The sequence below is a fragment of the Tropicimonas sp. IMCC6043 genome, assembly GCF_004146235.1.
In the GTDB taxonomy this organism is placed as follows: domain Bacteria; phylum Pseudomonadota; class Alphaproteobacteria; order Rhodobacterales; family Rhodobacteraceae; genus Tropicimonas.
This window is the reverse complement of sequence record NZ_SELO01000050.1, coordinates 1-19,824: the sequence shown is the minus strand read 5'-3', so window position 1 is coordinate 19,824 and position 19,824 is coordinate 1. Positions and strand designations below refer to the sequence as shown.

Below are 19,824 nucleotides of genomic sequence, written 5' to 3'. Positions count from 1 at the left end.
AGTGGCCTGCGACGCCACGCAGACGGCCCCGAAACCGCCAATCCTGGGACCTTCGGACGGGCCGCGGCGCCCCAGAACATTCAGCCGGACTTCTCGGCGAAGCCGAACGTGTTGATCAGATGTTCCTTAATTCCAGAGCGACACCGGGTTTGAACCGGCGAACAATGATGCTTTCTACCTGACTGTCATCCATCAAGACGTGCGGGACCAAGGCGTCCAGTATCAATTTGGTGATGTTGTCAAGATCGCCTTGAGCGTCTTCTACGGGAAAGTAGTAGATCACCACTGTGACTGCATTTTCCACCGCAAAAACAGGTTCTCCTATTGATTCTAGACAGGACGCCAAGACTCGCTCTTTCCATTCTCTCCGGGCGAGCTTGTGCTGACACTGGTGAGAAACAGGCGTGCCCGTAACACCGAACTCAATAGGAAATTCTGGCTCCACAGATCACCATTCGGTTCCATTGTCACTCACACATCCAACTCCTCCACAAACCGCGCATTCTCCTGAATATACTGGAAGCGCAGTTCCGGCTTCTTCCCCATCAGCCGCTCCACGAGGTCCCCGGTCTCGCCCGGCTCGTCCTCGTCGATGGAAACCCGGATGAGCTTGCGGCTCTTCGGGTCCATCGTCGTCTCCTTGAGGTCCTTGGCGTCCATCTCGCCGAGGCCCTTGAAGCGGGAGACGTCGATCTTGCCCTTGCCTCCGAGGCCCCTTTCGAGCCACGCGTCCCGCTCCGCCTCGTCGAGGCAGTAGACGCGTTTCGCCCCCTGCGTGAGGCGATAGAGTGGCGGGCAGGCGAGGTAGAGGTGGCCGGCGTCGATCATCGGGCGCATCTGGGAGAAGAAGAAGGTCATCAGGAGGGCGGCGATGTGGGCGCCGTCGACATCGGCGTCGGTCATGATGATGACCTTGTCGTAGCGCAGGTCGTCGAGGCGGAACCGGGTGCCGAGGCCGGTGCCGAGGGCTTGGGTCAGGTCGCTGATCTCGGCGTTTGAGCCGAGCTTGGAGGAGGCGGCGCCGAGCACGTTGAGGATCTTGCCGCGGAGCGGCAGCAGGGCCTGGATCTTGCGGTCGCGGGCCATCTTGGCCGAGCCGCCGGCCGAATCGCCCTCGACGATGAAGAGCTCGGTGCCCTCGCGGTTGGTGGCCGAGCAGTCGACGAGCTTGCCGGGCAGGCGCAGCTTCTTGGTGGCCGACTTGCGGGCGGTTTCCTTTTCCTGCCGGCGCTTCAGGCGCTCCTCGGCGCGCAGGACGAGGAAGTCGAGGATGGCGCCGGCCGATTTCGGGTCCGAGGTCAGCCAGTGGTCGAAATGGTCGCGCACCGCGTTCTCGGTCATCCGCGCGGCGGATTCGGTCGAAAGCCGGTCCTTGGTCTGGCCGACGAAGGCGGGCTCGCGGATGAAGCAGGAGACCAGCGCGCAGCCGCCCGAGACGAGGTCGTCGCGGGTGATCTGGGCGGCCTTGCGGTTGGAGGCGCGCTCGCCATGGGCGCGGATGCCCTTGAGGATGGCGTTCCAGAAGCCCTGAACATGGGTGCCGCCCTCGGGCGTCGGCACGGTGTTGCAATAGCTGTAGAGGAAGCCGTCGCGCGCCGGCGTCCAGTTGATCGCCCATTCGACCGAGCCGGGCTCGCCGAATTTCTCCTGGAAGCTGACCTTGCCGGCAAAGGGGGCGGCGGCATAGGTCGAGGAGCCGTTCATCGATTCGTTGAGGTAGTCGGCGAGGCCGCCGGGGAAGTGGAACGTCGCCTCCTGCGGGGTTTCGCCGTCGTCGATCTCGGATTTCCAGCGGATCTCGACGCCGGAGAAAAGGTAGGCCTTGGAGCGGATCGACTTGAAGAGGCGGGCCGGCTTGAAGCGGTGATGGCCGAAGATCTCCTCGTCGGCGTGGAAGGTGGTCGTGGTGCCGCGGCGGTTCGGCGCCTTGCCGATGACCTCGATCGGGCCGAGCGGCTTGCCGCGGGAGAAGCGCTGCTCGTAGAGCTGGCGGTCGCGGGCGACCTGGACCACCATCGAATCGGAGAGCGCGTTGACCACCGAGGCGCCGACGCCGTGCAGGCCGCCGGAGGTCTCGTAGGCCTTGCCGGAGAACTTGCCGCCGGCGTGCAGCGTGCAGAGGATAACCTCCAGCGCCGACTTGTCGGGGAATTTCGGATGCGGGTCGATCGGGATGCCGCGGCCGTTGTCGCGGATGGTGACCGCGTAATCGGAGTGGAGCTCGACCTCGATACGGTTGGCATGGCCGGCGACGGCCTCGTCCATCGAGTTGTCGAGCACCTCGGCGACGAGGTGGTGCAGCGCCCGCTCGTCGGTGCCGCCGATATACATGCCGGGCCGCTTGCGGACGGGTTCGAGCCCTTCGAGCACCTCAATGGAGGAGGCATCGTAGGATTGGGAGGTGTCGCCGCCGGAGAGGAGATCGTCGCGCATGGGGGCTGCTCGTTTTTTTCTTCGTGGATTGTCGCATATCTTGACAGGAATGCAGGGGCTGGGGAAGAGCCAGCCTGACACGGTGGAAAGGGCGCGCGATGTGGAACACACGATATGACCGGCCGGACTACGTCTTCGGGACCGAACCGGCGGGGTTTCTGGAGGCGCATGCGCGGCACCTGCCGGAGGCGGCCGAGGTGCTCTGCGTCGCCGACGGGGAAGGGCGGAACTCGGTCTGGCTCGCCGCGCAGGGCCACCGAGTGACGGCCTTCGATTCCTCGGACGTGGCGCTTGCGAAGGCGCGGCGGCTGGCCGAGGCGCGGGGCGTTTCGGTCGATTTCCGGGAGGCGGACATCTTCGGCTGGGAGTGGGAAGCGGATCGCTGGGACGCGGTCGTTGCGATCTTCATCCAGTTCATGGGGCCGGAGGCGCGGGCCGAGATCCTTGCCGCGATCGCGCGGACGCTGAGGCCGGGCGGGCTCCTGCTGCTGCACGGCTACGCGCCGCGGCAGGTGGACTATGGCACCGGCGGGCCGGGGCGGGCCGAGAACATGTATGACTTGCCGATGCTGGACGCGGCCTTTCCCGGCTGGCAGGTCCTAGACGCGGCCGATTACGATGCCGAGATCGAAGAGGGCGAAGGGCACAGCGGCCTGTCGGCGCTGGTGGATTTCGTGGCGGTGAAGCCCGGCGGCTGACGCGCCCGCCGAGGCTGTCGCCACGTCATGCCAGCGGCGGATGTCGTTTGCGGGGGGCTGCGATGGCGGAGACCTGCCCGGAAGCGAGCCCGTATCCAAAAGCCGAAAAATCATAATTTTCAATTTAAAACAACACGGTATTGACGTGGAGCCGCCGGTCTCGTTGCCGTCTGCGGCAACGGCCACAGGAAAGATCCGGCCTCACATCCGGGTCCAAGAGATCGCCGGACCGTCATCCAGCTGTCACCGATATGCGCAACACATCGGGTCGCGAGGGGCATGGTGCCCCATTTCCAACTTGGAGCGACTCATGAGTTTCCTGAAGACGATTGCACTTTCCGGTCTCCTTGTCGGGACGGCTGCGGCGGCCTCCGCCGCCGTCGTGCTAAACACGCTGAACGACACCGGCATGCCGTTCGACTATTATGCCAACCCGACCGGGATGAGCCTGTTCAACATCGGTTACTATGAGCCGATCGGGCAGAGCTTCACGCTCGACGCGGCGACCTCGGCCCTAACCGTGTCGGCCTATATCTCGAGCTTCTCCGGCTTTGCCGATGTCGATGTCAGCCTGAAATCCGGCGCCGGCGTCGGCGGCGCCCTGCTGGCCACCGGGAGTTTCGCGGTGGACCCGATCACCCGCGACGAGGCCGAGCTGGCGCTGTTCGATTTCTCCGCGCTCGGTCTGCTGGCCGCTGGCACCTACACGATCGTTTTCGAAGGCACAGGCGCCCTTGGCGGCGGCAACCAAGGTGTCGACACCGCCGGCACGGCCTCCTGGGACGAGGACGGGCTGTTCGATTTCGGCTCCAACCGCGCGAAGGAATTCGGCATTCTGGTCGAGGGTGACGTCGCCCCGGTTCCGCTGCCGGCAAGCCTGCCGCTGTTGCTTGCCGGCATGGGTGTGCTGGCGCTGCGCCGCCGTCCCGCCTGAGGCCCTGACCATCCCCACTCCGGACGGGTCCGCCACGCCGCGGACCCGTCGCTTTTTTCGTCCCCCGCGCGCGTCACCGCCGCGAACGCTTGCCCATCACCGACGCGACAGCTAAGGGCCGGCCATGACGAAACCGCTCTCTCCTGCCGGGCACGCGCGCGCCGTGCTCTCCCTCGGCCTGCCGCTGATCGGCGGACATCTGGCGCAATTCGCGATCCAGGTGACCGACACGATCATGGTGGGCTGGTACGATGTTGAGGCCCTGGCGGCGCTGGTGCTGGCCGGCTCGCTGTTTTTCACCATCTTCATCATGGGTTCGGGCTTCGCCTTCGCGGTGATGCCGGTGGTCGCCGCGGCCAGCGAGACAGGCGAGGGGGACGTGCGGATCCGCCGGGTGACGCGGATGGGCATCTGGATTTCCCTGCTCTATGCCGGGCTCATCCTGCCGCTGCTGCTCAATTCCGAGCCGGTGCTCCTGGCGTTGGGGCAAACGGAGGCGGTCGCGGCCGCGGCGGCGCGCTATCTTTCGATCGCCGGCTGGGGCATCGTTCCGGCGCTCGGCGTGATGGTGCTCAAATCCTATCTCTCGGCGCTGGAACGCACTGGCGTGGTGCTCTGGGTCACGCTCCTCGCGGCGCTCTGCAATGCCGGCGTCAACTACCTGCTGATCTTCGGCGCCTTCGGTTTTCCGGAACTGGGACTGGTCGGTGCTGCCATCGCTTCGCTTTCGGTCCAAATCGTGTCGCTCGCGGGGCTGGTGCTCTACGCGCTGCGGCAATTCCCCGAACATGACCTGTTCCGGCGTGTCTGGCGGCCCGACTGGCCGGCCTTTGCCGAAGTGTTCCGGCTCGGCTGGCCGATCAGCTTGACCAACCTTTCCGAGGTCGGCCTCTTCGCCTTCTCGTCGATCCTGGTGGGTTGGCTCGGCACGATCCCGCTCGCCGCGCATGGCATCGCCATACAGTGCGCCTCGGCAAGCTTCCTGGTCCACGTGGGGCTCTCGAACGCCGCGACGATCCGCGCCGGCAAGGCAGTCGGGCGGCGCGACGTCGCCGGGCTGCGGCGCGGGGCGCTGGTGGCGATTGCGCTCTCCGTGGGCTTCGCACTCCTCACAATCGCTGTCTTCCTGCTGTGGCCGGAAGCGCTGCTCGGCCTGTTCCTTGACCCGGACGACCCCGAGAAGCCGGCGATCATCGCGATCGGCACCGGGCTGATGGCGCTGGCGGCGCTGTTCCAGCTCGCCGATGGTGGCCAGGTCATGGCCCATGGGCTGCTGCGCGGTGTGCAGGACACGCGGGTGCCAATGGTCATATCGGCGATCGCCTATTGGCCGCTGGGGCTGACCGCGAGCTACCTGCTGGGCTTTCCGATGGGCTTCGGCGCGATCGGGGTCTGGATCGGGCTGGTCATCGGGCTTGCGGCGGCAGGAGCAATGCTGATGGCGCGGTTCTGGCGCCACAGCCTGCCGCGGCTCGCGGTCTGAGCCCTAGTCTGCCTGCGCCGCTCAAACCGGATGGTCTTGTTGCGCAGCGGCATCCTGCGCAGATCTGTCATCATCGCTCCATCGCGGCGACGTGCCGAAACCCTGGGAGCGGGCCGGGCGGCAGGCAACGGCGCAGGATCTCAGTCGAGCTCGGTCCAGGGCCAGGGCTTCACATCGCTGGCCGCGGTCTGGTAGCGCGCTGCCTTGGCGATCCAGATTCCAAGATCGGTGCCGAAATCGGCTAGCCGCTCGTTCGGGCGCTGCTTGTTGATCAGCATGATGACCACCTGGCCCAAGGTGGCGAGCATCAGAATCGTGTTGGCGATGCCGATCATGAAATAGATCAGCAGCATGTAGACAAGCCGGATCAACAGCGAGTCCGTCTCGCCCGGCTCCGGCTCCGGCTGCGGGCCGTGGATCCGCCCGTCGATATTCTCGTTGCGCATGGGGTGCTCCACTGTTGCTGAGGGCAGATTACGCAGCTTCGCGGCGTGATCAACACCGGCCGGCCCTTTTGGCGCGACCCGCGGCGGGCTTGTGTTCCGCGCGGACGGCGGTCGCTTCCGGAACGGCTTACACTCGCGGGCCCCGGTTCGGCGACACCATCAGGTGCTGAAGGCCGTGGAAATGGTAGATATCGGCGTAGCGCGGCGCGTCCGCGAGATGCATTTGGGGGCAGGCGGCGAACAGCGCCTTCAGCGCGAGCGCCAGTTCCAGCCGCGCAAGCGGTGCGCCGATGCAGAAATGCAGCCCCGCGCCAAAGCTCGCGTTGGTCCGGACGGGGCGGGACGGGTCGAATGTGTCGGGCGCTTCCCAGACCGCCGCATCGCGATTCGCCGAGGCCAGCAAGCATCCGATCCGGTCGCCGCGCCTGAACGTCTCGCCGAACAGCGTGACCTCCTCACAGGCGTGCCGCGTGAAAAGGTGCAGCGGCGGGTCGAAGCGCAGGATCTCCTCGACGAGGCCCGGCAGGCGCGCGGGGTCCTGCGTGACCGACCCGGCCCCGGCCTCCAGGATCGCCTTCACGCCGTTGCCGAAGCTGTGCACCGTCGCCTCGTGGCCGGCGTTTAGCAGCAGTATGACGGTGGAAATCAGTTCCTCTGCGCTCAGCCGGTCACCTTCCTCCTCCGCCGCGATAAGTTGGCTGAGAAGGTCCGCCCGCGGCGCTTTCCGGCGCGCGGCAATGACGTCCTGCAGGTAGCTGCGAAAAGCCTCTGTCGCCGCGACGGCCGCGTCCTCCATCTCCCGCGTGCGCCCGGCCTGATACATTCCCACCATCGCGTTCGACCAGCCCAGAAGGTCGCCCGCCCGATCCTCCGGCACACCGAGGAGCCGCGCGATCACCCGCACCGGCAGCGGGCGCGCGAGCGCGTCGAGCAGGTCAAAGGGAGAGCCGGGGAAATCCGCGATCAGTTCTGCGGCGAGGTCTTCGATCACCGGCGCCATCGCCTCGATCCGCGCCGTGGTGAAGGCGCGGGTCACCAGCCCGCGCAGCCGGGTGTGCCGCGGGGGCTCCAGCTCGAGCATCGAGTTGGCCTCGATGGCGAAAAATGGGGCGAGATGGTCGGGCACCGGTTCCGCGATCTCGGGCGGCACCTCGCGTCCGAAGCGGCGGTCGCGCAGCACCGCGTTGACCGCCGCGTGGCTGGTTGCCATGGCGATCCCGTAATCCTCCCAGAAGACGATGTCGCCCGCCGCCCGGGCGCGGGCGTAGAACGGGTAGGGGTCCTGGACGAAACCGGGCTCGGTCGGAGACTGGGAGAGGCGCTGCATGGCGCCTTCCTGCCGACTCCGACCATCGGACGCAAGTCGCGCGCGGCTTCCTTTGGCCGCCCCCTCCGCCTAGGCTCTGTTTGATCGGGAGCGGGACATGCGACGAATCTGGGCCATCCTCGCCTATCTCCTCGCCGTCGCTGGGTTTGCCGGCGGCGTCTGGTGGGTCGCGCTCTCCGCCGAACTGCGCGGCCTTGCGGCCCGTGGAGAGGCCGACCTCTCGCTCGCCGCGGACCGCCTTGTTGGTCAGCTTCAACGCTACCGCGAACTTGCCGTGCTGCTTTCCGACCATCCGGACCTGACCGCGCTCCTGGCCGGGCGGGGCAACGCGGCGACCGCCGCGCGGCTGCTGCGGCGAACTGCCGACAAGACCGGCTCGCTCGAGATCCTCACGGCGACGCCCGGCGGCAAGGTGCTCGCCGCTTCCGGCGCCGCCCCGGCAAGCCTCGCGGGCGCTCCCTATCTGCGCCGCGCCACGGTCGATGGCGGACTCGGGGCGACCCATGCGGTCGAGCCGGGCACCGGGCGCCGGATCTTCACCTTCGCCGCGCCGGTCTTCTCGCCCGCGGGCCCTGTCTCGGGGACGGTGATCGTGCGGGCCGATATCGGCGCCATCGAGGCGGCCTGGCGCGGCGACGCGATGATGGTCGCTTTTACCGACGCGAACCGCGTGGTCATCTCGTCGAACCGCTCGGAGCTGCTGTTCCGCAGCTACGCGTTGCCGCTGCCGCCGCTCGCGGCGGAAACCTATGGCGCGGCACCGCTCACGCCCTTTCCGGACGTGACGCCGTTTCGTCTCGCCGGGCAGGAGATCTGGCGGCTCGATGCCGGGCGCTACCTCCCGCGGCTGGCGATCCACCTGACCCGCCCGCTGCCGGTCATCAACATGCAGGGCGAAGCGCTGGTCGACATCGCGCCGGCGCTGGCGCTGGCGCGCTGGCAGGCGCTGGCGGCGGCCACGCTGGGCCTCGGTATAGGCGCCTTTATCCTGGCGCTGCTCGACCGCCGCCGCCGGCTGTCGGCGCGACTCCAGATCGAGGCAGCGGCCAACGCGCGGCTCGAGGAGCGGGTGCGCCAGCGCACCGCGGCGCTCTCGGCAGCCAACAAGGCCCTGCGTCGGGAGGTTGACGAGCGCACCGCCGCCGAGGCGGCATTGAAGCGTGCCCAGAGCGATCTGGTGCAGGCCGGCAAACTCTCGGCGCTCGGCCAGATGTCCGCCGGGATCAGCCACGAGTTGAACCAGCCGCTGATGGCGATCTCCTCCTTTGCCGAGAATGGAACCGCCTTCCTCAACCGCGGCCAGCCCGAGCGGGCGGCGGAGAATCTCGGGCGGATAACCGAGATGGCGCGGCGGATGGGGCGGATCATCCGCAACCTGCGCGCCTTCGCCCGGCAGGAAGTGCAACCGGTGCGCCCGGTCGATCTCGGGTCGGTGGTCGAGGCGGTGCTGCTGCTGTCGGAGGGACGGCTCAAGCGCGACGGTGTGTTGCTCGACTGGGCGCCGCCCGTGCCGCCGGTGCTGGTGCGCGGCGGCGAGGTCCGTCTGCAGCAGGTGGTGATGAACCTCGTCTCCAACGCGGTGGATGCCATGGAGGGGCGCGACGAACGACGGCTCGGCGTCGCGATCGCCGTCGAGGGGGAGCTTGTGCGGCTCAGCGTGAGCGACACCGGTCGTGGCATCACCTCGGTGGACCGGATCTTCGACCCGTTCTACACCACCAAGGAGGTCGGGCGTTCGGAGGGTATGGGGCTGGGGCTGTCGATTTCCTATGGCATCGTGCAGAGCTTCGGCGGCGCGATCCGCGGCGCCAACCGGCCCGGTGGCGGGGCTATCTTCACGGTGGAACTCAGGCGGGCACAGGAAGAGGTGGCGGCGTGACAGACAGGGTGCTTCTGGTCGATGACGATGCGGCGGTGCGTGAGGCGCTCGGCCAGACGCTGGAACTGGCGGATCTGCGCCCGGTGCTGGCGGGCAGCTATATCGTGGCCAAGGACCATGTCTCGCCGGAGTTTGCCGGCGTCGTGGTGACCGATATCCGCATGCCGGGAAAGGACGGCTTCGCGCTCCTGGATTTCGTGAAAAGCGTCGATCCGGACCTACCGGTGATCCTGCTCACCGGCGAGGGTGATGTGCCGATGGCGGTACGGGCGATCTCCGGCGGAGCCTTCGACTTCCTAGAGAAACCCTGCGATCCCGGGGCTTTGCTGACCGTTGTTCACAAGGCGCTTGCGGCGCGCGACCTGGTGATGGAGAACCGCCGGCTGAAGCGAGAGCTAACCGCGGGGGACGCAGCGGCGCGGATGCTGCGCGGCACCTCGGCGCAGTCCGAGGCGCTCCGGGCCCGGGTGCGGCTGGTCGCGCGGGCCGGCGCGGAGGTGCTGGTGACGGGCCCTGCGGGCTCGGGCACGGCAAAGGTGGCCGAGGTGATCCACCTTGTCTCGCCGGCCGCGCTGCACCCGTTCGTAAAGCGATCGGCGGCAGCTCTGGGTCCGGAGAGCCTCGCCGAGGCTAGCGAGGCGGCCGGTGCCGGCACGCTCTTTCTCGATGAGGTCTCGGCGCTCGGTCCGGCGGCGCAGCTTGCGTTGCTCGACCGGCTGGATTCGGGGGGTGATGCGCGGGTGATTGCGGGAACCTACAAGGATCTCCAGGCCGAGGTGGACTCGGGCCGCTTCTCGGCAGATCTCGCGATGCGGCTCGACGTGCTCCGGGTGCGCATCCCGCCGCTCGACGAGCGCAAGGAGGATATCGGCCCGCTGTTCCGCCACTATGTGGCGATGGCCTGTGAACAGGCGGCGCTGCCGGAGCCCGAAGTGACGCCGGACGTGATCGCCCGGTTGATGGCGCAGGACTGGCCGGGCAATGCGCGCTCGCTGATGAACGCGGCGATGCGCTTTGCAATGGGGTTGAACGATCCTGCGCCGGCGGAGGATGTCGGGCTGGCCGAACAGATGGCGCAGGTCGAGCGGACGCTGCTGGTGGCGGCGCTGGAGCGGGCGGAGGGCCGGGCCGTGCAGGCGGCCGAGGCACTGAGACTGCCGCGGAAGACCTTCTACGACAAGCTCGCGCGGCACGGGCTCCGGGCGGAGGATTACCGGCCGGGGCAGTGATCTGTCCCAGGGGCGTCCCTTGGCCAGCGCGCGCCCGGACCACCGGGCGTAGCGGCCGTTTCCTTCAATAGGTCGCGCGGCCGCCCGAGATGTCGAAGACCGATGCGGTGGTGAAGGAGTTCTCTTCCGAACACATCCAGCAGATCATCGCGGCGATCTCTTCGACCTCGACGAAGCGTTCGCGCGGGATCTTCGACAGCATGAAATCGACGAATTCCTGCGTGACCTGATCGAAGATCCGGGTGCGCGCTGCCGCCGGGGCGATGGCGTTGACGGCGATATTGTGCGTGGCGAGTTCCTTGCCGAGCGACTTGGTCATCCCGATCACCGCCGCCTTGGAGGCCGAATAGGCCGACGCCTTCGGGTTGCCCTCCTTGCCCGCCACCGAGGCGACATTGACGATCCGGCCCCAGTTCCTCTCGATCATGCCCGGAACGACGGTACGGCAGCAGAAGAACGTACCGTCCAGATTGATCGCCTGAACCTTTCGCCATTCCTCGGGCGGATAGTCGGCGAGCGTGCTGACCGGTCCGGCGATCCCGGCGCTGTTGACCAGAATGTCGATGCCGCCGAATTGCTCGACACTCGCCTTGTGGCCAGCCTCGACCGAAGCGAGGTCGCTCACGTCGACCTGGAAACAGGCGTAGGACCCGGCCGGCAGGTTGCCCACGCGGGTTTCGCGGGCGGAGATGTCCATGTCCCAGATGGCGACCCTGGCACCTTCCAGCACAAGGCGCTCCACGACGGCCGCGCCGATACCGTTGCAGCCGCCGGTGACAGCGGCCACCCTGCCTTCGAAACGTCCCTGGAACATGTCTCGTCTCCTTCCCTGAAATCTGACGTCTGCCGCGGTCATCCGCGCCGCGGACGCGGGGACGACCTCGTCTCCAACCTTCCGGCAGAGTGCGACGCCCCGGTCGGGTAGTCCAGAGCCGAAGCGGGTTCGCCACTGGCTCTGACACATGCGAAATGCAGGCCTTCGCGCAGCGGGAACGATTCCCGGCATCTGTGCGAGTATCCGCACAACACGCGCAATAGGCTGTGCGTTGCGCCGCACAGAGGTTCGGGCGCGCTTTCGCGAAGCGTCCTGGAATCCGCCTTAATATATTGAAATTGAAATAACTTCTGAGCGGGCCGAGGTCCGTCGCATTTTTTCTTGGTCGGCCCGGCCGGCCCCTGTTTGCTGGATGGCGCGCCCGCTGAATGCTGGCCGAAGAATTTCGTTCATTGTCTCGGGAGGAGATAGACATGAAACACCTGACCGCCACCGCTACTGCCCTTGCCCTCGTGATGAGCGCGGGCGCCGCGCTCGCCAGCTGTGAAGACGGCGAGATCGTCATCAAGTTCAGCCACGTCACCAATACAGACAAGCACCCCAAGGGCATCGCCGCCAGCCTACTCGCTGACCGCGTCAACGAGGAGATGAACGGCGTGGCCTGCATGGAGGTCTACCCCAACTCCACGCTCTACAACGATGACCAGGTGCTCGAGGCGATGCTGCAGGGCGATGTGCAGATAGCTGCGCCGTCGCTCTCGAAGTTCGAGAAATTCACCAAGAAGTTCCGCATCTTCGACCTTCCCTTCATGTTCAAGAACATGGAGGCTGTCGATGCGTTCCAGAGCTCCGAGGCCGGCCAGGCCATGCTCGCCTCGATGGAACGCCGCGGCCTCAAGGGCATGGGCTTCTGGCATAACGGCCTGAAGCAATTCTCGGCCAACAAGCCGCTGATGACGCCCGAGGACGCAAAGGGGCTGAAATTCCGCGTGCAGCCGTCCGATGTGCTCGTGGCGCAGATGGAGGCGCTCGAAGCCTCGCCCCAGCCGATGGCCTTCTCTGAGGTCTACGGCGCGCTTCAGACCGGCGTTGTCGACGGTCAGGAAAACACCTGGTCCAACATCTACGGTCAGAAGTTCTTCGAGGTGCAGGACGGTATCACCGAGACCAACCACGGCGTGCTCGACTACATGGTGGTGACGTCGGTGGACTGGTGGGACAGCCTCGACCCGGAGGTCCAGACCCAGCTCGCCACGATCTTCAACGAGGTTACCGCCGAGCGCAACGCAGCGATCGCCGAGGTCGATGCCGCCAACCGTCAGGCGATCCTCGATGCCGGCGCGGTTATCCGCGAACTCACGCCGGAGCAGCGCGACGCCTGGGTCGCCGCGATGAAGCCGGTCTGGGAGCAGTTCGAGGGTGACGTGGGCGCGGACAACATCGCCGCCGCTCAGGACATCAACATGAGCATGTAAGGCTGACCGACAAGAAAAAACGGGCCGCCGGCGTGTAGAGCGCCGGCGGCTCTGGTGACAGGTCGGCCCGGGGGAGGGGACATGAGCACACATCCACGACATCAACCTGAAACAGCGTTCGGACAGGCCATCGCGCGAATTGAAGTGGTCGTCATCGCGGCGCTGCTGGGCGCCATGGTGCTGCTGACCTTCACCAACGTGGTCTTGCGCTACGTGTTCAATGACAGCCTGATCTGGGGCCTCGAAGTGGTGCTGGTGCTGTTCGCCTGGCTTGTGCTTTTCGGCATCTCCCATTGCTTCCGGATCACGGCCCATCTCGGCGTCGACGCGCTTGTCAACACGCTCGGCCCGGCCGGACGGAGGACTGCCGCGATCGTGGCGGCGATCTGCTGCCTGGCCTATGCGTTGCTGCTGATGAAGGGCGCCTGGGACTACTACGCCCCGTTCGCCGGGCTCGACGCGACCTCGGGCCGCTGGTTCCCGACCGGATTCGCCGAGACCCGCGACCAGGCCTGGTACGAGACCGACCAGATCCCGATGCTCGACATGCTGCGCTGGCTCGAGCCGCTGGTGAACCAGGGCGAGAGCTACGAGAAAATGCCGCGGCTCGTCGTCTACCTGATCCTTCCGGTTGGCGCATTCCTGCTGCTCGTGCGGGTGGCGGAGGCGGCGCTCGGCGTGATCGCCGGCCGGCGCGAGAGCCTGATCGTCAGCCACGAGCTCGAGGACGAGCTCGACGGCTCCGGACAGAAGGACTGACCGACATGGAAATCGTTCTTCTCTTCGTCATGGTGGTCGCGCTGCTGCTGACCGGCGTGCCGATCGCGGTGAGCCTCGGCCTCAGCTCAATCCTCTTCCTGCTGGCCAATTCGGACAGTTCCCTGGCCTCGGTGGCGCAGGCCCTCTATCAGGCGATGGCCGGCCATTACACATTGTTGGCCATTCCGTTCTTCATCCTCGCCTCGAGCTTCATGTCCACCGGCGGTGTGGCCAAGCGGATCATTCGCTTTGCCATCGCCTGCGTCGGCCACCTGCCGGGCGGCCTCGCCATCGCCGGTGTCTTTGCCTGCATGATCTTCGCCGCGCTCTCCGGCTCCTCGCCCGCAACGGTCGTCGCCATCGGCTCGATCGTGATCGCGGCGATGCAGAAGGTCGGCTATTCGAAGGACTTCGCCGCGGGCGTGATCTGCAACGCCGGCACGCTCGGCATCCTGATCCCGCCCTCGATCGTTATGGTCGTCTACGCCTCGGCCACCGATGTCTCGGTCGGCCGGATGTTCCTCGCCGGCGTCATTCCGGGTCTGATGGCGGGCGGCATGCTGATGGTCACGATCTACGCGATCGCCAAGATCCGCGACCTTCCCAAGGGCGACTGGCTCGGCTGGAGCGAGGTCGGCGCGTCCTTCCGCGACGCCTTCTGGGGGCTGATGCTGATCGTCATCATCATGGTGGGCATCTACGGCGTGCCCGGTCTCACCGGCGCGATTTTCACGCCCACCGAAGCCGCCGCGGTCGCCTCGGTCTATGCGTTCCTTGTCGCGAGCTTCGTCTATCGCGACATGGGCCCGCTGGCCGCTCGCGTCGAGGGGCAGAGGAACCGCACCCTGCTCGACCGGCCCTATGCCCTGGTCACCGCGTTCTTCCACCGCGACACCGTCAACACGCTCTACGACGCCGGCAAGCTGACCATCACCTTGATGTTCATCATCGCCAACGCGCTGATCCTGAAACATGTGCTGACCGACGAGCAGGTGCCCCAGACCATCGCCGAGGCGCTTCTGTCGGCAGGGTTCGGCAAGGTGATGTTCCTCGTCGTCGTCAACGTGATCCTGCTGATCGGCGGCCAGTTCATGGAGCCGTCGGGCCTCCTCGTCATCGTCGCGCCTCTGGTCTTCCCGATCGCGCTCGAGCTTGGCGTCGACCCGATCCATCTCGGCATCATTATGGTGGTCAACATGGAGATCGGCATGATCACCCCGCCGGTGGGCCTCAACCTCTTCGTAACATCGGGTGTGGCCGGCATGCCGATGATGCGCGTGGTCCGTGCGGCGCTGCCCTTCCTCGCGGTGCTCTTCGTCTTCCTGATCCTGGTGACCTATGTCCCCTGGCTCTCGACCTACCTGCCGACCACCGTCATGGGACCGGAGATCATCACCAACTGATCCCGGAGACCATCTGCAACGGTCGGGCGGCGCTTCGGTGCCGCCCGGCCTTTCCTCAGTCGTGATCGTGATAGAGATAGTCCCGCGTCAGCGGTACCGCATCCTGTCGCCGCGTGAGCTGGATCTGGAACACCACGTGGTCGAGATGGCGGAAGGTCATCTCTGAGGCGACGAGGTAGTAGCGCCACATCCGGCAGAACCTGTCGTCGTAGAGTTCGCGCACCTCGTCGATATTGGCCTCGAAGCGCCGCCGCCACTCGAGCAGCGTCCGCGCGTAATGCAGTCTCAGGACCTCGATATCGGTCGCCCACAGCCGTTCCCGCTCGATCGCGGCCATCACCTCCGAAAGCGCCGGCACATAGCCGCCGGGAAAGATGTATTTGGCCATCCAGGGGCTGCTGGCGCCGGGCGGCGTGCGGCGGCCGATCGTGTGGATGAGCGCAACGCCGTCCTCGGTCAGCCGATCCCGCACATGGGAGAAGTACTCGCGGAAATGCGGCGCGCCGACATGCTCGAACATGCCGATCGAGACGACACGGTCGAAACTTTCCGTCACGGTCCGGTAGTCGGCGAGCCGGATGTCCACCCGGTCCTCCAGCCCGGCCTGCCTTACGCGCTCGCGTGCGAGTCGGTGCTGTTCGGTCGAGAGGGTGACGCCGACGACCCGCACCCCGTAATCGCGCGCCAGCGTGAGCGCCACGCCGCCCCAACCGCAGCCGATATCGAGCACCCGCATGCCGGGGGCGAGCCGGAGCTTGGCGGCGACATGCGTCTTCTTCTGCGCCTGCGCCTTTTCAAGGCTGTCTCGGGAGGAGCGGAAATAGGCGCAGGAATAGTTCATGTCGAGGTCGAGGAAGAGTTCGTAGAGGCGCCGCGACAGGTCGTAGTGATGTGCGACATTGCCCTGGGCCCGGGCCAGCGGGTTGTACTGAGCCATGTGACGGAGCCGCCGGCGAAGGAGCCGGCTGGCGCTGAGCGCCGCGGTCGATCGGCCGGCGTCGCGGTTCATCAAGAGGAGCGCCAGCAGGTCGGGGAGATCGTCGCCGGCGATGGTCAGCCGCGCGTCCATGTAGGCTTCGCCGAGCGCGAGTTCGGGATTGGCGAGCAGTTTCCGCGGCAGGCCGCGGTCGTGGATGTGTACGCTGACCTCCGGCGTTCCGCCGGGCCCGTAGGTTCGGCGTGTGCCGGATGTGTCCACGACGTGAAGCCGTCCCACGCCGATCAGGCGGTGCAGGGACCTATCGAGAAGCTGGTTCCACATGGCCATCAATCCGGTCCCTCGCCCGAACCGGCGCGTTTCGTGACTCTCCCTGTGACAAATTGCCAAGCGCGACGCAACCTGTCGAGGCCCACGATCCGGCAGAGGTTGCATTTTCGGCAGAATCCCAGAGTCTTAGCGCCTGAAGGCCCCGGCTGCGGGTGCACCCGACGGGCGCCAGAGGGGTTTCAGAACAAATCTGTCAGGTATTGCTTGAAGTCGGCCAGATATCCGATAATAAGACTCGGGAAACGAACCGGACAGGAGACCCGCATGATCGACCATTCATTCCGCCACACGTGCCTTGCGCTCACAACGGCGCTCGTGGCCGCAACCGCCACGACGGCCGTCGCCGAGGGCGAGCTCAATCTCTATTCCTCGCGCCACTACGACACCGATGACCGGCTTTATTCGGATTTCGAGGAGGCGACCGGTATCCGCATCAACCGGATCGAGGGCAATGCCGACGAGCTGATCGCCCGGATGAAGGCCGAGGGGCGCAACAGCCCGGCCGACGTGCTGATCACCGTCGATACCTCGCGGCTGACGCGGGCCAAGGAGGCTGGCATCCTGCAGCCAGTCGAGAGCGCGGTCCTGGAAGAACGCATCCCCGGCAACCTGCAGGACAGTGACAACGAGTGGTTCGGCTTCTCGCAGCGCGGGCGTATCATCTTCTACGACAAGGAGGACGTCGCCGAGCCGCCGCGGACCTATGCGGAACTGGCCGATCCCAAATGGCAGGGGATGATCTGCATCCGTTCCTCGACCAACGACTACAACCAGACCCTGCTGGCCTCCATCGTGACCAACAAGGGCGAGGACGCCGCGCGGGCCTGGGCGCAGGGCGTGGTGGACAACATGGCCCGGCCGCCGCAGGGTGGCGACACCGACCAGCTGCGCGGGCTGGTCTCGGGCGAATGCGACATCTCGGTCTCCAATACCTACTACTTCGCCCGTGCGCTCCGGACGAATGTGGATGGCGTGACCGAAGGGCTCGACCGGATCGGCTGGGTCTTCCCGGACCAGGATGGCAACGGCGCGCATATGAACCTCTCGGGTGCCGGCGTCGCGGCCCATGCTCCGAATCCGGAAGCTGCGGTGAAGTTCCTCGAATATCTCGCAGGCGATCAGGCGCAGGTCTATTTCTCGGGCGGCAATGACGAGTTCCCGGCCGTTCCGGGCGTTGCGCTCGCCGATACGGTGGCGCAGCTCGGGACGTTCAAGGCCGACGAGATCGACCTGTCGGCGGTGGCCGAGAATATCGGCACGGCCCAGAAGATCTTCAACGAGGTCGGTTGGAAGTAACACGGACGCTGTCGATCGCCTCGGCAAGGGGCTCTCATCGTCCTCCTCCGACAGTGCCGGAACAGCCCGCGAACCCGCGGGCTGTTTCGCGTTTTGTCCGCGCTGCCGGAACGCATTATGCTGCCAAGTCATCAGGATCCGGTGCGGCGGGGTTCGATCCCGGCTGTCACTCCGCCGGTGTCGGCGGCGGCCCGAAGACCCGCGAGTCCTGTCGCCGGCCGAGTCCGCGGCACACCAGGATCACTGGCAGCAACCCGACCGCGACGAGCACCAGGCTCGGCACTGCCGCCCCGTCGAGCCTCTCGTCGGCGGCGAGCCTGTGGGCCTGCACCGCCAGCGTGTCGAAATTGAAGGGACGCATGATGAGCGTCGCTGGCAGTTCCTTCATCGTGTCGACAAAGACGATCAGCAGCGCGGTCAGGACCGAAGGGCGAAGAACCGGCAGATGCACCCGGCGCAGCATCTCCAGCGGCGGCTTGCCCAGGGTGCGCGAGACCGCGTCGACATTGGGATGGATCGTGCCCAGGCCGCTGTCATAGGCGTTGAGCGCGGCGGCCATGAAGCGGACGAGATAGGCCGCGACAAGGAGCCAGATAGAGCCGGTGAAGAGCAGCCCTGTGGAGATGCCGACGCTCTCGCGCAGGAAGCTGTCGATCGCGTTGTCGAGGGCCGCGAAGGGGACAAGCAGGCCCACGGCGATCACCCCGCCCGGCACCGCGTAGCCGATCCGCGCGACATGGGCGGCCCATCGGGAGGTGGGCCCGGGCCAGAGCCGCAGGCGGAAGGAAATCAGGATCGCGCCGAGCATGGTCAACACTGCCGCGGTGCCGGCCAGCACGACCGTGTTGCGGGTGAACTCCCAGTAACGACGGGTAAAAAGTGATTGCTCCGAGTCGAGGCCCATCCCCACCAGCAGGATCACCGGAAGGACGAAGCCGAAGAGCACCGGAAGGCCGCAGAGCATGACGGCACCCCATTTCGCCGCTCCCGCGAGCGGGATCGGCGGCAGGCGCTCGAACCGCTTTCCGGCGGCGTGGTGCCTTGCCTCGCCGCGCTGCATGCGCTCGAGAATGGCCAGGAGCAGCGCGAAGAAGAGCAGGCAGAGGGCGAGCTGGGCGGCGGCGGCGCGATCGGCCATTGTGAACCAACTCGTGTAGATGCCGGTGGCGAAGGTCTGAACCGCGAAATGCGACGTGGTTCCGTAATCCGCGATGGTCTCCATCACTGCGAGCAGGACGCCGCCTGCGATGGCCGGGCGTGCCATCGGCAGCGAGACGCGCAGGAAGGCGGTCCAGGGGCCGCGTCCGAGCGCGCGGGCGGCGAGGAAGGCGGTGGCGCTCTGCTGCAGGAAGGCTGCCCGGGCGAGCAGGTAGACATAGGGATAGAGGACCAGGATCAGCATCAGCGCCGCGCCCTCGACCGAGCGGATCTCGGGGAACCAGTAATCGCGCGGACCCCAGCCCGTCACGGCCCGCAGCGTCGATTGCACCGCGCCGGGATGGTCGAGAAAGCTGGTATAGGCGTAGCCCATGACATAGGCCGGAAACGCCATCGGCAGAGCCAGGGCGATCTCGAAGGCCCGGACGCCGGGGAAGCGGGTCATGGTCACCAGCCAGGCCGCGCCGGTGCCGATCGCGGCGGTGCCAAGCGCCACGGATACAGCAAGTTGGATGGTCGTGCCGGTATAGGTCCAGAGCACCGTGTCGGCGAGATGCCGCAGGGTCTCGGTCGAGCCAAGCACCGCGGCAATCGCCACCGCGAGCATCGGCAGGAGACAGAGGGCCGCAACGAAGAGCGCACCGCCGCGCAGCAGGCCGGTCGCTGAACGCTCGGCCATGGCGATGGGGCGCAAGCTCATGCGAGTGTTTTTATCGGACTTTGGTCGGGACGGAAATCGGAAATCGTGGGGTTGGGGCTGCGCGGCTCCGGTACGGGGGAAAGGACGGCGTCCTGGCGGATACTTGACAAAAAAACCGGTCGAATCTGCACAAACCACGGTCAGGATTGACTGAAATTTCGGTCGTTTCTGTACCTGACAAAGCGGTTTCGGCGATGGTGGGGGACGAAACGGTCGATAGTGGACGTTTCGCTCGCGTTTTGGCTCATTCCTGGAATGGGTATCGACCGAAAGAACGACCCATTTGCGTAGGGCCGACCGGACCCGCAGACCAGCGCCCCCGTCGGGCGGACGGATCCTGGGGAGGTTGAAGTCAGCGGACGTTGCTGCTGTTCACTATTGCTCCAGCAGAAGGTCGCTCCCTGCGCTATCCCGCCGTTAACCGGTCTCTGGCAAGGTCTAGGTGTTTGATCCCACGGTTTGATGGTGCGATCCATTCGCTGGAATGGAAGGAAGCCCTATGGGACAGGTACGTCACGGCAGCGCCACGACCACGCACGCCATCCGAGCAGCAATACAGCGA

At 66.3% G+C, this 19,824-nt stretch carries 16 protein-coding genes; 9 read left to right on the top strand and 7 right to left on the bottom strand.

Translation table 11 applies throughout. From position 1 onward, the window contains the following. Positions 1-115 precede the first annotated feature (115 nt). Both EU800_RS29155 and parE read right to left on the bottom strand, forming a co-directional pair. Positions 116-304: a RusA family crossover junction endodeoxyribonuclease gene (locus tag EU800_RS29155; protein ID WP_242500728.1), complete on the bottom strand. Its 189-nt coding sequence runs from the start codon at positions 302-304 to the stop codon at positions 116-118. 167 nt (positions 305-471) lie between these two features. Beyond that, complete coding sequence (gene parE, locus EU800_RS22905) at positions 472-2,433, bottom strand: DNA topoisomerase IV subunit B (protein WP_129635831.1); 1,962 nt, start codon at positions 2,431-2,433, stop codon at positions 472-474. 98 nt (positions 2,434-2,531) lie between these two features. Here parE and EU800_RS22900 point away from each other — a divergent pair, with 98 nt between their 5' ends. The 3 genes from EU800_RS22900 (at position 2,532) to EU800_RS22890 (ending at position 5,548) form a co-directional block, all read left to right on the top strand. Continuing rightward, on the top strand, positions 2,532-3,131 hold the full coding sequence (locus EU800_RS22900; protein WP_129635830.1) for a cyclopropane-fatty-acyl-phospholipid synthase family protein: 600 nt from the start codon (positions 2,532-2,534) through the stop codon (positions 3,129-3,131). Between the two features lie 310 nt (positions 3,132-3,441). After that, positions 3,442-4,065: a hypothetical protein gene (locus EU800_RS22895; protein ID WP_129635829.1), complete on the top strand. Its 624-nt coding sequence runs from the start codon at positions 3,442-3,444 to the stop codon at positions 4,063-4,065. 124 nt (positions 4,066-4,189) lie between these two features. Next, positions 4,190-5,548 carry an MATE family efflux transporter gene (locus tag EU800_RS22890; RefSeq protein ID WP_129635828.1) on the top strand — a complete coding sequence of 453 codons (1,359 nt, stop codon included), beginning with the start codon at positions 4,190-4,192 and terminating at the stop codon, positions 5,546-5,548. A 140-nt stretch (positions 5,549-5,688) separates the two neighbouring features. On the opposite strand, the gene EU800_RS22885 is transcribed toward EU800_RS22890, so the two are convergent. Both EU800_RS22885 and EU800_RS22880 read right to left on the bottom strand, forming a co-directional pair. After that, entirely contained in the window at positions 5,689-5,994 is a 306-nt protein-coding gene (locus EU800_RS22885; protein ID WP_129635827.1) for a DUF4389 domain-containing protein, read from the bottom strand. A 127-nt stretch (positions 5,995-6,121) separates the two neighbouring features. Beyond that, complete coding sequence (locus tag EU800_RS22880; protein ID WP_129635826.1) at positions 6,122-7,321, bottom strand: cytochrome P450; 1,200 nt, start codon at positions 7,319-7,321, stop codon at positions 6,122-6,124. Positions 7,322-7,418: 97 nt separating this feature from the next. Here EU800_RS22880 and EU800_RS22875 point away from each other — a divergent pair, with 97 nt between their 5' ends. Both EU800_RS22875 and EU800_RS22870 read left to right on the top strand, forming a co-directional pair. After that, a complete protein-coding gene (locus EU800_RS22875; RefSeq protein WP_129635825.1) occupies positions 7,419-9,200 on the top strand; it encodes an ATP-binding protein in 1,782 nt (593 codons plus the stop codon). Further along, on the top strand, positions 9,197-10,429 hold the full coding sequence (locus tag EU800_RS22870; protein ID WP_129635824.1) for a sigma-54 dependent transcriptional regulator: 1,233 nt from the start codon (positions 9,197-9,199) through the stop codon (positions 10,427-10,429). Before EU800_RS22875 ends, EU800_RS22870 begins: the two co-directional genes overlap by 4 nt. 64 nt (positions 10,430-10,493) lie before the next feature. Here EU800_RS22870 and EU800_RS22865 read toward each other — a convergent pair whose 3' ends face one another. Continuing rightward, positions 10,494-11,243 (bottom strand): SDR family NAD(P)-dependent oxidoreductase, encoded by a 750-nt coding sequence (locus EU800_RS22865; protein ID WP_129635823.1) that lies wholly within the window; start codon positions 11,241-11,243, stop codon positions 10,494-10,496. A 434-nt stretch (positions 11,244-11,677) separates the two neighbouring features. Between EU800_RS22865 and EU800_RS22860 the strand changes: the two genes are divergently transcribed. The 3 genes from EU800_RS22860 to EU800_RS22850 all read left to right on the top strand — a co-directional run bounded on the left by EU800_RS22860 (position 11,678) and on the right by EU800_RS22850 (position 14,841). Continuing rightward, a complete protein-coding gene (locus EU800_RS22860) occupies positions 11,678-12,679 on the top strand; it encodes a TRAP transporter substrate-binding protein (RefSeq protein ID WP_129635822.1) in 1,002 nt (333 codons plus the stop codon). Between the two features lie 81 nt (positions 12,680-12,760). Next, a complete protein-coding gene (locus tag EU800_RS22855) occupies positions 12,761-13,438 on the top strand; it encodes a TRAP transporter small permease (RefSeq protein WP_129635821.1) in 678 nt (225 codons plus the stop codon). Positions 13,439-13,443: 5 nt separating this feature from the next. After that, the gene (locus EU800_RS22850; protein WP_129635820.1) at positions 13,444-14,841 is read left to right on the top strand and encodes a TRAP transporter large permease; all 1,398 of its coding nucleotides are present in this window, start codon (positions 13,444-13,446) and stop codon (positions 14,839-14,841) included. A 55-nt stretch (positions 14,842-14,896) separates the two neighbouring features. Here the strand turns inward: EU800_RS22850 and EU800_RS22845 are convergent, their stop codons facing one another. Further along, positions 14,897-16,108, bottom strand: coding sequence for a class I SAM-dependent methyltransferase (locus tag EU800_RS22845; RefSeq protein ID WP_371685662.1), 1,212 nt, complete (start codon positions 16,106-16,108; stop codon positions 14,897-14,899). Between the two features lie 264 nt (positions 16,109-16,372). Between EU800_RS22845 and EU800_RS22840 the strand changes: the two genes are divergently transcribed. Beyond that, positions 16,373-17,404, top strand: coding sequence for a Fe(3+) ABC transporter substrate-binding protein (locus EU800_RS22840; RefSeq protein ID WP_129635819.1), 1,032 nt, complete (start codon positions 16,373-16,375; stop codon positions 17,402-17,404). Positions 17,405-17,570: 166 nt separating this feature from the next. Here EU800_RS22840 and EU800_RS22835 read toward each other — a convergent pair whose 3' ends face one another. After that, positions 17,571-19,262, bottom strand: a complete 1,692-nt coding sequence (locus tag EU800_RS22835; protein ID WP_129635818.1) for an iron ABC transporter permease — start codon at positions 19,260-19,262, stop codon at positions 17,571-17,573. Positions 19,263-19,824 lie beyond the last annotated feature (562 nt).